This window comes from Pseudophaeobacter sp. 1A16562 (assembly GCF_041008785.1).
Classification (GTDB): domain Bacteria; phylum Pseudomonadota; class Alphaproteobacteria; order Rhodobacterales; family Rhodobacteraceae; genus Phycobacter; species Phycobacter gallaeciensis_A.
In genome coordinates, this window is record NZ_JAXGFT010000006.1 from 194198 (window position 1) to 208171 (window position 13974).

The 13974-nt window shown below is 60.1% G+C and carries 16 protein-coding genes; 4 read left to right on the forward strand and 12 right to left on the reverse strand.

Translation table 11 applies throughout. The features are described 5' to 3' along the window. Positions 1 to 190: 190 nt before the first annotated feature. The 3 genes from SM764_RS10695 to rplS all read right to left on the reverse strand — a co-directional run bounded on the left by SM764_RS10695 (position 191) and on the right by rplS (position 2704). Positions 191 to 1831: a tetratricopeptide repeat-containing sulfotransferase family protein gene (locus tag SM764_RS10695; RefSeq protein WP_369001773.1), complete on the reverse strand. Its 1641-nt coding sequence runs from the start codon at positions 1829 to 1831 to the stop codon at positions 191 to 193. 268 nt (positions 1832 to 2099) lie between these two features. Further along, a complete protein-coding gene (rpmE, locus tag SM764_RS10700; protein WP_274830325.1) occupies positions 2100 to 2321 on the reverse strand; it encodes a 50S ribosomal protein L31 in 222 nt (73 codons plus the stop codon). Between the two features lie 11 nt (positions 2322 to 2332). Next, positions 2333 to 2704, reverse strand: coding sequence for a 50S ribosomal protein L19 (rplS, locus tag SM764_RS10705; RefSeq protein ID WP_065273597.1), 372 nt, complete (start codon positions 2702 to 2704; stop codon positions 2333 to 2335). Between the two features lie 403 nt (positions 2705 to 3107). Here rplS and SM764_RS10710 point away from each other — a divergent pair, with 403 nt between their 5' ends. Further along, complete coding sequence (locus SM764_RS10710) at positions 3108 to 5195, forward strand: coiled-coil domain-containing protein (protein ID WP_369001774.1); 2088 nt, start codon at positions 3108 to 3110, stop codon at positions 5193 to 5195. Between the two features lie 39 nt (positions 5196 to 5234). Here SM764_RS10710 and trmD read toward each other — a convergent pair whose 3' ends face one another. Continuing rightward, positions 5235 to 6032 carry a tRNA (guanosine(37)-N1)-methyltransferase TrmD gene (gene trmD / locus SM764_RS10715; RefSeq protein ID WP_274838249.1) on the reverse strand — a complete coding sequence of 266 codons (798 nt, stop codon included), beginning with the start codon at positions 6030 to 6032 and terminating at the stop codon, positions 5235 to 5237. Between the two features lie 55 nt (positions 6033 to 6087). Between trmD and SM764_RS10720 the strand changes: the two genes are divergently transcribed. Beyond that, complete coding sequence (locus tag SM764_RS10720; protein ID WP_368948404.1) at positions 6088 to 7143, forward strand: aminoglycoside phosphotransferase family protein; 1056 nt, start codon at positions 6088 to 6090, stop codon at positions 7141 to 7143. Positions 7144 to 7173: 30 nt separating this feature from the next. Here the strand turns inward: SM764_RS10720 and rimM are convergent, their stop codons facing one another. From rimM to ffh, 7 genes are all read right to left on the reverse strand, one after another. Beyond that, positions 7174 to 7677 (reverse strand): ribosome maturation factor RimM, encoded by a 504-nt coding sequence (rimM, locus tag SM764_RS10725; protein ID WP_274838251.1) that lies wholly within the window; start codon positions 7675 to 7677, stop codon positions 7174 to 7176. Between the two features lie 129 nt (positions 7678 to 7806). Next, positions 7807 to 8463, reverse strand: coding sequence for a 5,6-dimethylbenzimidazole synthase (bluB, locus tag SM764_RS10730; RefSeq protein WP_368948403.1), 657 nt, complete (start codon positions 8461 to 8463; stop codon positions 7807 to 7809). Positions 8464 to 8467: 4 nt separating this feature from the next. After that, positions 8468 to 8845, reverse strand: a complete 378-nt coding sequence (rpsP, locus tag SM764_RS10735) for a 30S ribosomal protein S16 (RefSeq protein WP_274833327.1) — start codon at positions 8843 to 8845, stop codon at positions 8468 to 8470. 58 nt (positions 8846 to 8903) lie between these two features. Continuing rightward, positions 8904 to 9203, reverse strand: coding sequence for a chorismate mutase (locus SM764_RS10740; RefSeq protein ID WP_065271567.1), 300 nt, complete (start codon positions 9201 to 9203; stop codon positions 8904 to 8906). 1 nt (position 9204) lies between these two features. After that, positions 9205 to 9807, reverse strand: a complete 603-nt coding sequence (locus tag SM764_RS10745; RefSeq protein ID WP_368948402.1) for a GNAT family N-acetyltransferase — start codon at positions 9805 to 9807, stop codon at positions 9205 to 9207. Further along, positions 9807 to 10352, reverse strand: coding sequence for a GNAT family N-acetyltransferase (locus SM764_RS10750; RefSeq protein ID WP_368948401.1), 546 nt, complete (start codon positions 10350 to 10352; stop codon positions 9807 to 9809). Before SM764_RS10750 ends, SM764_RS10745 begins: the two co-directional genes overlap by 1 nt. 6 nt (positions 10353 to 10358) lie before the next feature. Beyond that, positions 10359 to 11897 carry a signal recognition particle protein gene (gene ffh, locus SM764_RS10755; RefSeq protein WP_274868442.1) on the reverse strand — a complete coding sequence of 513 codons (1539 nt, stop codon included), beginning with the start codon at positions 11895 to 11897 and terminating at the stop codon, positions 10359 to 10361. A gap of 315 nt (positions 11898 to 12212) precedes the next feature. On the opposite strand from ffh, the gene SM764_RS10760 reads away from it, so the two are divergent. Together SM764_RS10760 and rpiB are read left to right on the forward strand one after the other, a co-directional pair. Beyond that, positions 12213 to 12752 (forward strand): prolyl-tRNA synthetase associated domain-containing protein, encoded by a 540-nt coding sequence (locus tag SM764_RS10760; RefSeq protein WP_274839984.1) that lies wholly within the window; start codon positions 12213 to 12215, stop codon positions 12750 to 12752. Between the two features lie 49 nt (positions 12753 to 12801). Continuing rightward, on the forward strand, positions 12802 to 13251 hold the full coding sequence (gene rpiB / locus SM764_RS10765; protein ID WP_369001775.1) for a ribose 5-phosphate isomerase B: 450 nt from the start codon (positions 12802 to 12804) through the stop codon (positions 13249 to 13251). Positions 13252 to 13349: 98 nt separating this feature from the next. Here rpiB and SM764_RS10770 read toward each other — a convergent pair whose 3' ends face one another. After that, positions 13350 to 13931: an FMN-dependent NADH-azoreductase gene (locus SM764_RS10770; RefSeq protein WP_065271562.1), complete on the reverse strand. Its 582-nt coding sequence runs from the start codon at positions 13929 to 13931 to the stop codon at positions 13350 to 13352. Between the last annotated feature and the right edge of the window lie 43 nt (positions 13932 to 13974).

Below are 13974 nucleotides of genomic sequence, written 5' to 3' on the forward strand. Positions count from 1 at the left end.
TGATCCCTTTAGTTCCCCGCGCCGCGGGAGCGATTTTCTGCGGACTATAGACAGTGCCCGAATCAATGAAAAGCGTTGAACTACCCCAATTAGAGCCTGATTTTTTGCCGCATCAGGCGGGGGCACCAGTGCAACTGATGCACTGCCGCAGGATGCCATGTGTTAATTGGCACACTTCGTTCCGGCGCAGTTAAAGCGCCAATTGGTTCAACTGCTCGAATGCCGGTGCAAGATGTGTCTCATAGGGCAACCAATCCGGGGTCGAGCGATGATAGATGGGCTGTCGCGCCTGCTGCAACGATGCCGTTTGAATGGCGCTCTCACGGTTTTCTGGATGCAGGCAGTCATCGGACCATTCCAGCCCACAGAAATCCACCAATGGCCGGATGTGCTCTTCGGGATCTTTCGTGAGCGCGTGATAGTCCAGTTGATGGATCTGGTCCGGAAACAGCCGCATCCAGTGTTGCATCAGGTCCCGCGTTAGAGCCTGGTATTGGGCAATGTCGCTGAGATCATAGCTGAACCCATTGCCACTACCCGCCATGCAAACCTGATAAAGAGACCAGAGCTGATCGCGGGGCATGCGCGTGGTGTAGACGATCCGCGCCTCGGGGAAGGCTGCCAGAAGGCCGCCGACCCAACGAAAGTTGAGCGGCATCTTGTCGATTACAACAGGTGCGCCATTGGCGTGACCCTGCATGGCCTGCCCAACTGCGTCTCGCAGGGCCTGTGCGTCGGCTTGTGTGAATTTCGTTTGCTTCTTTGTTGCCATTTGCTGCATCAGCTTGGACATGGCAGTTGTGGAATACTGCAATTCGCCAGCGCCTGTCACACCTTCGCAGCCGCATAGGATGCGTTCCGTTACAGTTGTGCCTGAGCGCGGCAGCCCGACGATGAAAATTGGCCGAAAGCCGAGCTCTGATGTGGCAACCGGTGCCGGTTCAGCAAAGGTATGCTTCAGGTACGCAAATATGCCTTCGTCCTTCTCGATCGAATATCTGATCGTTTGCTTCTTGAGGCTGTTGCCCTGTTCCAGATGCTCAAATGCGGCGTCGTACTGCCTGGTATCATTCAGAGCTTTGTAGAGCGCAAAGCGCAGTTCGCTTTCTGCGCTGGGCTGCAGGTCGCCCTCGTTGAGGAGTTGTTGCATGTCTCTCAGGTGGGGATGATCCTTGTCATAGGTGATCACCAGGGACATGTTGCGGTGCACGGGCGTCAGCCGGGGATTTAGGTCCAGAGCGTTCTGGAAATGCTGCTTTGCGGTGTCATTTTTGTTTTCGGATAATGCAATGAGGCCAAGCTGATATTGGGCTTCTCCACCAGCTGGTGAGGCCGGGGTCACCGAATTATAGCAGGCCTTCGCCTCTGTCAGACGGTTAAGGCGGCGTAGTGATAGGCCCAGTACGTTGAGTAATTCATCGGTAACCGGATTGTTCTCGATAAGAGCTGAGATGATATGCACGGCTTCCGCATAGTGGCCTTGTTCGTTCAGGGACATGGCCAGTGCTCTGCTCGCCGCCGGGTTTTTCGGATCTAGGACGACGGCCTTGCTCAGGTGTTCGGTTGCGAGATCAAGGTAATTGAGTTGAAGAAGTATAGCGCCGATATTGAAATGCCCGATGGCGGGATTGCCTCCAGCCTCCAGACTGCGTTTGAAGAAATCCAGAGCGCCTGACAGGTTGCCTTGGGCCTTCAGGCACGCGCCCTGCAAGTCCAGCAATGGGACCAAATCGGGGGAACGTTTCGCCAGAGCTTGTGCTTTGGACAGGGCGTCTGAGATCCTGCCTTCTCGGAAAAGAGTAACCGCCGCAGTGACTTCCGATTGGCTCACGGGGGTTCCATGCCCTCGATTCCCCGCCAAAGCCTCGGGGAGGTTTTTGATGCGGGAAGGGCTGGCTTGGGAGAGCATTGGCTGCGGCCTTTCGTTTCAGTGTATCCACGATTTCGAAAAACTGTGCCCCAAAAAGCTTGTCAATTTGAAAAGATTTTACAATTTTCGCTCGGGCTATGCATGGCCTCTATCTAATTTGTGCTTGCGCCAAAAATAAAAAAAACCGCCCCGAATGGAGCGGTTTTCGTTTCGAAATCGACAATTGGTCTTAGAAGCCCAGACCTTCGTATTTCTTTTTGAACTTGGACACGCGGCCACCGGCGTCCATCAGGCGGGTCGAACCGCCGGTCCATGCGGGGTGCACGGAGGGGTCGATGTCCAGCGACAGCTGGTCGCCTTCTTTGCCCCAGGTGGAACGCATCTTGATGACGGTACCGTCGGTCATTTTGACGTCGATGAAGTGGTAGTCGGGATGGGTGTCGGCTTTCATGATACCACTCCTTACGCTTTGGCTTTGTAGTTTGCGTCTTCAGCGATACGGGCGGATTTGCCGCGACGCGAACGCAGGTAGTACAGCTTGGAACGACGCACGCGGCCACGGCGTACGACGGTGATGCTGTCGATGTTGGTCGAATGCAGCGGGAACACACGCTCCACGCCTTCGCCAAACGAAATCTTGCGGACGGTGAAGGAACCGGCGATGCCAGAACCGTTCTTGCGGCTGATGCAGACGCCTTCGTAGTTCTGAACACGGCTACGCGAGCCTTCGGTCACTTTGTAGCCGACGCGGATGGTGTCACCGGCTTTGAAATCGGGGATCTCTTTCCCCAGGGCGGCAACTTGTTCCGCCTCCAGCTGTGCGATCAGGTCCATCTGATCTTCTCCTATTTTGCTCGTGGTTGTTCCACGAAGTTTTGCGCGGATATGAGAGCTCTTGGTCTTCACCGGGTCCCGCTTGTGCAGCCCGCCAGAGATCACACCGATCGTTCCTGAGTGCCGATCCGCGCCCTGTCAGATGACCGAAGAAGGTCAGCCAGGATATGCGCACATAGGCAAAACGCCCGGAACCGAATCCGGTACCAGACGAGCGGCTTTTAGGCCTGTGGCGCCAATGTTTCAAGGGAATTGTGCCGGAACCTCACTTCTGTGCAACGCTTTTGTTTTGCTCGCGGGGGCTTATGGGGCTACCGTTTGGGGGAATTGATAGATCAAGTTGTTGCGCCGGCTCTTTCTGGCCGTGCTGTTTAAATGTGCCTCATGGGTAGGAGGAGTGACCATGCCTTTCAAAAAGCTGGATATTTTCAATAGTGAACAAAGCTACAAGGCGGAGCTGAAGAAGGAACTCAAAAAGCTCGACGCGAGCCTGAGCGAGTTTCATTACTACGATCAGGTGGCGCTCAATGGCGCGCCGCAGACTATTCTGGTGGTCGGAGAGACCGCCGCGCCGTTGCTGAAAGAGCTGAAAGCCAAGGCCAAGACGCACGCCGTCGGCCGCTGTTTTGTTGAGGATGGCACCCTGAAGCTGAGCCCGGTTAAGGGCAAGATTCTGGAAAAGAATCTGAAGCCGGTTATGAAGGGCACGCAATTCGCCTATAAGATCGTGGACGCCGATGTGGACGCAGGCGGGGCGGACAGCGCCGATGGTAAGTTCGAAAAACGGCTGCAGGCGGTGGTGTCGCGGTTTGACAAGATCAAGGGCAAGATCACCGACGAGGAACGCAAGGAGCTGCGCATCCTGTTCGGCCAGATTGAGGAGCAGAAGGACAGCGCGGTGGACAAGGCAGCCGCGATCTTGAGCAAACTCAACACCCGGATGGAAGAGCTGATTGGCCTGATCGGCGGCGGATCGGAGGCGTCGCGCGAAGAGGTCAACGCCAAGACCCGGCTGAAGGCGACCACGGCCCGCTTTGACAAGGTCAAAGGCAAGATCATGGACGACGAGCGCAAGGCGCTGCGTCAGCATTTCGCAGCCGTCGTCGAGCATTTCAAAAAGGGTGAATGGGCCGACGGACAGAAACGGCTGGAGCAACTGGACAAGGAAATGGTCGGCTATGTGAAGGAGGCGCTGGCTTCTGAGGAGCAGAGCGCCGAGAAACGCAGTTCTGACTTTGACAAATCCGAAGCAGGTCAGGCTGCCAAGGTGCTCGCCTCGCGCATCAAATCCGAAGCGGAAAAGTTGAAGAAACTGGAGGCCGCCGTGACCCGTGAGGCGGGCGTGCTGAAGGATCTGCAGGACACTCTGTCGGGGCTGACCAAGCCAAAGGACATCGCCTCCAAGCAGCGCCAGGTCGATGCCAGTTCAGATCGGCTCGACAAGGCGCGTCAGGTGCTGGAGACCTCGCGCAGCGAGCTGCTTGAAAACATCGAAAAGATGAAAAGCGAGAAGCTGGAGAAGGAAAAGGCATTCGTCACCGCACTGGGCAATATCAAATCACGCATCTCGGCGCTGGATGAGATGCTCGACAGCGTACCGGTGGATCAGGCCCGGGCCCAGATCGAGGCGCTGATCAAGAAACAGGCCGAGGCGCAGGCCTGGCAGGAGGAGCGGCTAAAGGCCGAAGAGGGTGGCGAGGGACATGGCACCGGCCGCCACGGCGCACAGACCGGGATGGAGCGCCAGGCGATGCGCGCCTCAACGCAGGATGGCGTCACCCCGGATCAGGATGGCAATACTTCGGGCGTCAGCCGTCAGGAAAAAGGTGTGACGCAGACGGAAACCTGGAACCAGGTCAAGGTCACCTACACCGAAGAAGACGGCAAACGCGTGATCGCCGATATCGACAAGACCGCGCAGAATATCGTCAACAAGTTCGACAGGACCCAGTACAGCGGCGGCAAAGGGTCGATGTGGGCCACGCCGGTGCTGGAAAAGGAAGCGGTAGAGGCGGCGCTGGACGTGGCCAACAAGCTCAAGGATTTCACCCATTGGTCCGAGGGCAACACCTCGGACCACACGGCGGTCACTACCGAGTTCAAGAATCTGACCGTGCTCTTGGGCAAGCCATCCAGTTCGGTTGGCTGGGGCTACGCGGTCGAGCGGGATGGCGATGCTGTCGATGTGTCCACAGTGAAGAGCGAACTGAAGAAATTCGAAACCGGCGCGCAGACCATGGACCAGCTGTTCAAGGCGCTGAACGTCAAGTTCATCGAACGCGATGGCGGGGTAAAGATGATCCCGCATTGCCGGGTAGTGCTGGAGCGCGGCGCGGGCGGCGGCGCCTGGAAACTGAAGACGCATTATCCCGACGATAGCATTTCCTCGGGGCAACTGGGCTGGGAGACCGAGCGCAAGCAGTCCAAGGGGGACATCACCTTCCGCAAGGGGACGGACCTGACCGTCAAGAAGAACAACGCCGCGCCCTGACGCGGCGGGGCCGGGGGCTGTATAGGTCCCGTCCCCGGATCAGTCCTTCTTGGTCTCGCAATAGGCGTCCCACAGGTCCGGGCGGCGCGCCTTGGTGATTTCTTCACTCATCTGGTGACGCCATTCGGCGATCTTGCCGTGATGGCCGGACATCAGGATCTCGGGGATCTCGCGGCCCTTCCATTCGGCGGGGCGAGTGTATTGCGGATGTTCCAGCAGCCCGGAGGAAAAGCTTTCCTCCTCGGTTGAGGCCTGGTTGCCCAGGACGCCGGGGATCAGTCGCACGGTGGCGTCGATCAGGGCCTGCGCTGCGATTTCACCGCCGGTCATCACGAAATCGCCGAGGCTGACTTCCTGAATGCCATAGTGTTCCAGCACCCGTTCATCGACGCCTTCGAACCGCCCGCACAGCAGGGTCATGCCGTCGCAACGCGCAAGGTTCTGCATCATCTTCTGGTCCATGCGCCGCCCGCGCGGCGACAGGTAGATCAGCGGCCAGTTGCCCTGCACCCCATCCATGGCATGGTCGATCGCCTCGCCCAGCACATCGGGGCGCAGCACCATCCCGGCGCCGCCGCCTGCGGGGGTGTCATCCACGTTACGATGCTTGCCGACGCCGAACTGGCGCAGGTCGATGGTCTCCATCTGCCACAGCCCTTCCTGCAGGGCCTTGCCGGTAAGGCTTTCGCCCAGCACACCGGGAAAGGCGGTGGGGAACAGGGTCATGATCTTGACCTTCCACACCCCGGCCAGATCCGGAGTCGGAGTCATCAGTTCACGCGGTTTCAGCGTTGGGCGGATCGCCTTGCGGCCATGGGATTTTGTCGGGTTGCTCATATCCCGTTGTTTAGTTGAAACTGGGCCGGTCGCAACAGAAAGCTTTGCCCCTGCCATGCCCGATGAAATGATGAACCGGCTGCCTGCCTTCCACCAGAAGCCATCCGTGGCAGAGGTGGAGCAGCGTGCGATGGCGCTTTGGCCGCAGATCGCTGCAGAAACCGGCCTGCCGCCGGATGGGGCCGCTTTCAGTATGATGCAGGTGAATTCGTCCCGGCAGGACAGCCGCGCGGTTCTGGGGATCCGGACGGCGGACGAACGTCGTTTCGTGCTGCGGGCGGATTTTTCTGAGGGCAACCTGGCGGCCTTGCGCGCCCACCACGAACGCCACCGCGCGGCGGCGCAGGCGCTGCGCGATGTACCGGGCGTCAATGTGCCGGACTTGATCTGGCTGGATCCGGAGCGCCCCATCGCGCTTTTTGAGTTTGCGCCCGGCGAAACGGCTTATCGCGAGCTGTCCTTTGCGGATCACGGTCTGGGCAATAGGGCGGTTCTGCTGCGCCGGATTGGCGGTGCCGTGGCGCAGTTGCATGCGGCCGGAGCAGTGGAGCAGCGCCGGTTTTGGCCAAAACCGCATCTGGCGCGGGTGCAGGGCCGGGCTGCCAAGGTGCGGGCGGGCGATTTGCAGATCCGCAGGCCAAATAGGTTTCTGGGTCTCTGTGCGATGCTGCACCGCTTCGCGCGGGAGGCGCGAGGGCTGCCCTATCAGGCGGCGCTGCAGCATGGGGATCTGCATTTCAGGAACATTCTGATCACCGAGGATCTGGTCTCGTTCATCGATTTTTCCAACGCCCGATTTTCCCTGCCGCATTCGGATATTGCCAATCTCTGGCTGGCGAACCTGCCTGACCATTTGGCCACAGGGGACGGGGCGCAGGGGCAGGCGGTTGGATTTGGCGGCGTCGCGTGCAGCGACTGGGCCGCCTTTGAGCAAGGCTACGGGCAGGCCGTGACGCAAGATCCGGTTTTCCGGTTCCTGTTTCTGCATCGCCTCTACCGCTCATGGCTGCGCCTACCCGCACCGGGGGCTGAGCTGCAGGAGCGGGACATAACCCTTCTGAGTGGGGTCGAGACGGTTTTTGACTGGTTTCAAAGAAACCATACCGACTGAACAGTAAGGATTGGCAGGCGCTGCAGTTGCTCAGAACAGCCCTTCGGGCGGGTCGGCGATGATCCGGCCCTGTTCCAGATCCACTGTCGGGACCGCCGCAAGGGTAAAGGGCAGCAGAACCGTGTTCTTCATCCCCGGGCCGTGCAGTTCCAACAGATCGGCAGCGCCGTGGTTCTGTACCGATTTCACCTGCCCCAGCAGGGTGCCGCCGGTATCATAGACATCAAGACCGATCAGGTCGGCATGATAATACTCATCATCGGGTAGGCTCGGCAGACGGTCGCGCGGAGCAAACAGGCGCAGCCCCTTCAACGCATCGGCCTGTTCCTTGGTCTCCACCCCGCCCAGCCGAGCGGCAAAGCCGTTCTTGACCACCGATGTTAGGGACACGGTATAGCTCTGGCTGCCGTCCTCAGAACTGAGCGGGCCATAGGTTTCGATGTCCTCGGGATTGGCGCAAAAGCTTTTCAGGCGGACTTCACCCCGTACCCCGAAGGCGCCGGCCACCGCGCCGATGCAAATCAGATCGCTCATGGCTGTATCCTGTGTAACTGTTGATCGCAGACCGGTTTCATCCAACCCTATCTGAGCCATTGGGGTGTTCATGACAAGGCGAAGTTTCGCTGGCCGCCTCCCAGAGGTCGGCAGATGCCGTCTTGCGGATCAGCGGGTTTCGACCGGCAGGCCGTCCCGGCGGCTTTCCCAGCCTTGCTGTTCCAGTTCCGGGGTCTCGTCCTCGGTGACTTCGGGGTGGCCAATGCAGAAATAGCCGATCAGCTGCCAACCTTCCGGGGCCTTTAGATCGCGGTTCAGCTGCTCGGGATCCAGCACCGAGACCCAGCCAAGGCCCAACCCTTCGGCGCGCAGCGACAGCCAGAACAGGGTGATGGCGCAGACAACGGAATAACGCCGCATTTCCGGCATGCTGCCTGCGCCCAGACCGTGCCCCTTGCTGGTGGCATCGTCGCAATAGATCGCCAGTTGCACCGGGGCCTCCTGCATGCCTGAGAGTTTCAGCCCGGCATAGTGTTTGGCCTGCGCGCCAGAGTAGCCTTGCAAAGCTTCGGCGTTGGCGGCTTCGAAATTCTTCAGAGCTGCGGCGCGGGCGGTATCGCTTTCGATCCGCAGGATGCGCCAGGGTTCGCTGAGCCCCACCGAAGGCGCCAGCAGAAATGCAGAGAGGCAGCGCGCAAGCACTGCCTCGTCCACAGGGTCCCTGCGGAAACGGCGCACATCGCGCCGAAGCCGCATCAACCGGTCCAATTCGCTGCGAAAGCCCTCAGGGAAGGCGCCCTGATCACGGGTCTTTCGCAGCGTCATGGTCTTATTCCGCGTCTGCGGGTGCTTCAGCGGCTTCAGCAGCTTCGGCGGCCTTGGCGGCTTTCTCTTCTGCGCGCTCTTGCGCTTTCTTGCCGGGAACAGCTTTCTTGGGGTTGCTGCGCTCGGTCTTGGCGCGCACACCGGCAGCTTCCAGCATCCGGGCGATACGGTCGGTGGGCTGGGCGCCCTTGTCGAGCCATGCCTGAACACGCTCCATGTCCATTTTCACGCGCTCTTCGCTGTCTTTGGGCAGCAGCGGGTTGTAGGTGCCGAGCTTCTCGATGAAGCGACCGTCACGGGGCATGCGGCTGTCAGCAGCCACGATGCGGTAGAAGGGACGCTTTTTAGAGCCGCCGCGGGCCAGACGAATTTTCATTGCCATGGTTTCATTCTCCTTTGATGGCGTTGAACGGGATTTCCGGTATTCGGTTCGATCCCGCTTATTCTTGGTGTTTCTTGTGGTGGCGAATGACCTCATCGATGATGAAGTTCAGGAACGCCTTGGCAAATTCAGGGTCGAGGTCCGCCTGAGTTGCCAGGTCTTCAAGCCGTGCGATCTGCTTTGCCTCGCGGGCCGGATCGGACGGGGGAAGGTCGTGTTCGGCTTTCAGCTTGCCCACTGCCTGGGTGTGCTTGAAGCGTTCGCCGAGGGTATAGACAAGGATCGCGTCCAGCCGGTCGATGCTTTCGCGGTGCCCTTTCAGGATTTCGGCGGCGCGTGCAACAGGATCATTGCTCATGTCAGTCAATGGCCCATCCTTTCGGTTTGAACAGCGGGTCGGCGTAGTGGCTGATTTCCATCTCGATGCCATGGGCTATCTGGCTGCCCTTCAGCGCCTCGGGCGAGGGGTGCCGGTAGACCGCGTCGCTGCCGTCGATGGTCTCGGCGTCATTGTCCTTCTTGGCGCCAAGGCGTTCGGCCAGGCGAATGGAATCGAGGTTCTTGGGGTCGATGTAGCTGACCGCCCCATTCCAGCCCAAGGTGTCGTAGAAATATCTCCGCGCGGCGCTGGTCGCCTCCAGCGCGTAGCCTTTTCCAGCCTTTTCGGGCCAGATGATCCAGGCGATTTCACGCTCGGGCCAGCCTGCGGGTTTCCAGCCGCCCGCCATGCCGTAGGTCTCGTCCGTGACCTTGTCGTGGATCATCCACATGCCAAAGCCGCGGATCTGCCAGTGGCCGATTTCAGCGGCATAAAGCATCCAGGATTCATACGGGTTCAGCGGCCCGCCCATGAAACGCGCGCGATAAGACGAAAATGTCGCCTTAAAGTTTGGATAATCCTCGGGCTCGGGGCCGCGGAGGATCAAACGCTTGGTTTCAATGGTCGGGATGGAGGCTGGCATCAGGCATAGGCCTCCATGCCGCCGTCGGTGACCTCTGCCGGGGACAGGTGACGCCAAAGCTCCAGCGTGCCAAGGCGCGGATGAGTGTAATCACCATCGCGGCGCGCACCAAGCCGTTTCGCCACCGCCCGCGAGGCGTGGTTTTCCGGGTTCACCAGGCTGATCACGGTGTCCCAACCCAGAACGTCATAAGCAAAAGAGCGCGCTGCGGTGGCTGCCTCGGTGGCGTATCCCTTGCCGCCGAAACCTTCGAACAGGTCCCAGCCGATTTCCGGCTCGGGCCAGCCGTGCGGGTTCCAGAGGCCAATGTTGCCCGCAACCTTGCCGGTGGATTTCTCGTCCACCATCCAGCGGCCATAGCCCAGCATATGCCAGTGACCGATCTCGCAGGCGAGGTGGCGCCAGACCTGCTCGGGCTTCATCTGGCCACCGACGTAGGTGGCGCGTTCGGAGGCGTAGAATTCGCACATCACGTCGAAATCCGACATGTCAGGCGCGCGCAGGATCAGGCGTTCGGTTTCGATGGTAGGAATAGTCACGGTCATGAGCTGTTACTTCTTCTTGCCAAAACCGGAGAGACCACCGGGCAGTCCGCCCATGCCGCCAAGACCTGGCAGACCGCCGGGCAGGCCACCCTTGCCGCCCATCGCCTTGGCTGCGGCTTCGAGCGCCTTGGGGTCCATCTGGCTGGGATCCATGCCGCCGGGCAGACCACCTGCCATATCGGGCATACCGCCGCCTTTGCCAAACATGCCCTTCATGGCCTGTTTCAGCATCTTGCCTTTGCCCATCTTGCCCATCTTCTTCATCACATCCGCCATTTGGCGGTGCATCTTCAGAAGCTTGTTGAGGTCGGAGACCTCCATGCCGGAGCCGGCCGCGATGCGTTTCTTGCGCGAGGCCTGCAACAAGGCAGGGTTGGCACGTTCTTTCTTGGTCATCGACTGGATCATGGCGATCTGGCGCTTCAGCACCTTGTCGTCCATGCCGGAATCCTCGACCTGTTTGGCCATCTTTGCCATGCCGGGCATCATCTGCATCATGCCCTGCATGCCGCCCATCTGGAGCATCTGTTCCAGCTGCATCTTCAGGTCATTCATATTGAAATGACCCTTCATCATGCGCTTCATCATACGCTCGGCCTGTTCGGCCTCGATGGTTTCCTGGGCCTTTTCGACCAGCGCAACGATATCGCCCATGCCCAAAATCCGGCCCGCGATCCGGTCCGGCTCAAAGGTCTCGATGGCGTCCATCTTTTCGCCCAGGCCGACAAAGCGGATCGGCTTGCCGGTGACGGCGCGCATAGAAAGCGCCGCACCGCCGCGTCCGTCGCCGTCCATCCGCGTGAGGACCACGCCGGAGATGCCGATCTTGGCGTCGAACTCCTCGGCGACTTCGACTGCGACCTGACCGGTCAGACCGTCGACAACCAGCAGGGTTTCACGCGGCGAGACGACATCGCGCACGTCTTCGACTTCCTGCATGAGGACTTCGTCGATCTGCAAGCGACCGGCGGTATCCAGCATATAGACGTCATAACCACCCAGCGCCGCCTGCTGTTTGGCGCGCTTGGCGATGTCGACGGGTTTCTGGCCCGGTACGATGGGCAGGGTGTCGACGCCGATCTGGGTGCCGAGAACGGCCAGCTGATCCATCGCCGCCGGGCGATAGACGTCGAGCGAGGCCATCAGGACCTTCTTGCCGTCTTTTTCCTTCAGCCGTTTGGCCAGCTTACCGGTGGTGGTGGTCTTACCCGAGCCCTGCAGACCGACCATCAGGATCGGTGCGGGCGGGTTGTCGATTTTTAGCGCGCCGGGATCGCCTTCGCCCTGCAGAGTCTCGACCAGCGCATCGTGCACGATCTTGACGACCTGCTGGCCGGGGGTGACCGATTTGGTCACGGCCTGACCGGTGGCCTGGTTTTGCACCTTCTTGACGAATTCGCGGGCGACCGGCAGCGATACGTCCGCCTCCAGCAGCGCGACGCGCACCTCGCGCAGGGCGGTCTTGACGTCTTCCTCGGACAGGGCGCCCTGTTTCGTCAGCCGGTCAAATACACCGGAAAGGCGTTCGGATAGATTTTCAAACATGCCTTGCGGCCTCCTTGAGCCGGTTACGGTTTCCTGCCCCCGAATGTAGGGACCATGACGCCCATGCACAAATGCCCCCACGGGCGTAACACGCTGGTGGAGGGCGATCCCCGGCGAATGCACGGGGACCGGAAGACTCGGGCGATCTTCCGGAAAGTTGGCTGTCGATACGCCGGATGGGGGCAGGAGTCAACCGCGCGGACCAGAGCAGACCGGTGCAGAGCGCGCCTGCGATGGGGCCGCATTGTGCCTGCGGCCGATTTGCGGCAATAGAGGTGCCAACTGGACAGTTCAGATAGAGCGGAATATGAGCCTATGGAAGCGAAAGTGGACGCCACAGTCGATCAACATGATGACATGCCTGTTTCCTCGGACGCGCTCTTGGCGCGGCTGGAGGATTGGGGGCTGACCTACAGGCTGCATGAACATGTGCCGCTGCGCACCGTGGAAGAGGCCAAGACGGTCGAGGCCGACATGGCCGAGCCGGGTGTCTCGGCGCTGAAGATCAAGAACCTCTATTTGCGTGACCGCAAGAAGCGGAATTATCTGATCTCGGTCGAGCAGGACCGCGAGGTTGACCTCAAGGCACTGGGCAAGGAGATCGGCGCGCCCGGGCTCAGCTTTGGATCGGCAGACCGGTTGATGGAGCATCTGGGCATCCGGCCCGGCGCTGTCAGCCCGCTGGCGATGATCACCGGCGTCGAAAAGAATGTGACATTCTATCTGGATCGCGCCGCGCAGGACGTGGATGTGATCAACATGCATCCGCTGGTCAACGACCGCACCGTGGTCATGCCGCGCGGCGATCTTCTGGCATTCTTCGACCGCATCGGGGTTGCGGTAAACTGGATCTGAGGCACAGCCGCCGTCTGATCCGCAACATCATCAAGGGAACACCTTCATCATGGCAGACACCAAACGTATCGTTCTTTCCAGCGATCATGCCGCGATCGACATGCGGCAGGCCATCGCCAAGCATATCGAGGCACGGGGCTGGGAGGTGGTTGACATCGGCCCGACCACGCCGGAAAGCACCCATTACCCCAAGCACGGCGAAGCAGCGGCGCAGAAAGTGGCTTCGGGTGACTGCGACCTGGGCATCATCCTGTGTGGCACCGGGCAGGGCATCATGATGGCCGCGAACAAAGTCAAAGGCATCCGCTGCGGCGTTTGCTCTGACCCGTTTTCGGCCCGGATGATCCGCGAACACAACGATGCCAATATCCTGTCGATCGGTGCCCGCGTGGTGGGTGAAGGTCTGGCGCTGGAGATCGCTGACGCTTTTCTGTCTGCCGAATTCGAAGGTGGCCGCCACGCAACACGCGTCGACATGATCAAAGAGATCGAGGCCTGATCGCCCGGCCTGTTGCCATTCAGGCAGCATTTTAAACGCAAAGAGCCCCCGATGCGGGGGCTCTTTTGTTTTTTGTGTGTCCCGAGAAGGGCCGGGGATCAGGCCGCCAGCGACTCGATCTGGGTGTTGGCGCGCGCCAGGGCTGCATCCGCATCGACGGCCAGCGTGTCAGCTGCCACGATTTCGACGTCGGTGATGCCCATGAAGCCCAGCATGTAGCGCAGGTAGCCGGAGGCAAAGTCGATGGAGGAGCCGATTTCGGTACCGCCGGAGGCGAGGGCGATAATCGCGCGCTTGCCCTCCAGCAGGCCAACCGGGCCTTGATCGGTGTATTTGAAGGTCACGCCGACGCGGGCAACCAGATCGATCCAGGCCTTGAGGCTGGAAGCAACGGCAAAGTTGTAGATCGGCGCGCCGATGACCAATGTGTCAGCGGCTTTCAGTTCTTCCACCAAGGCATCGGACTGGGCCAGAAGCTGTTTCTGCTCGTCGCTGCGCTGATCGGCCGGGGTGAAGTTGGCATTGATCCAGTCCTCGCTCAGCATCGGCAGCGGCGTGGCCAGATCGCGGCGGACAACTGTGTCTGCTGCCAGGCGGTCAACGATCTTGGCGCTGAGGTCACGGGACACCGAACCTTCGCGGCGGGCCGAGGAGTCGATATGCAATACGGTCTTGGTCATTGTCTTTTTCCTGTTCACGAGTGAAGCTCTGCTATTGAGATGT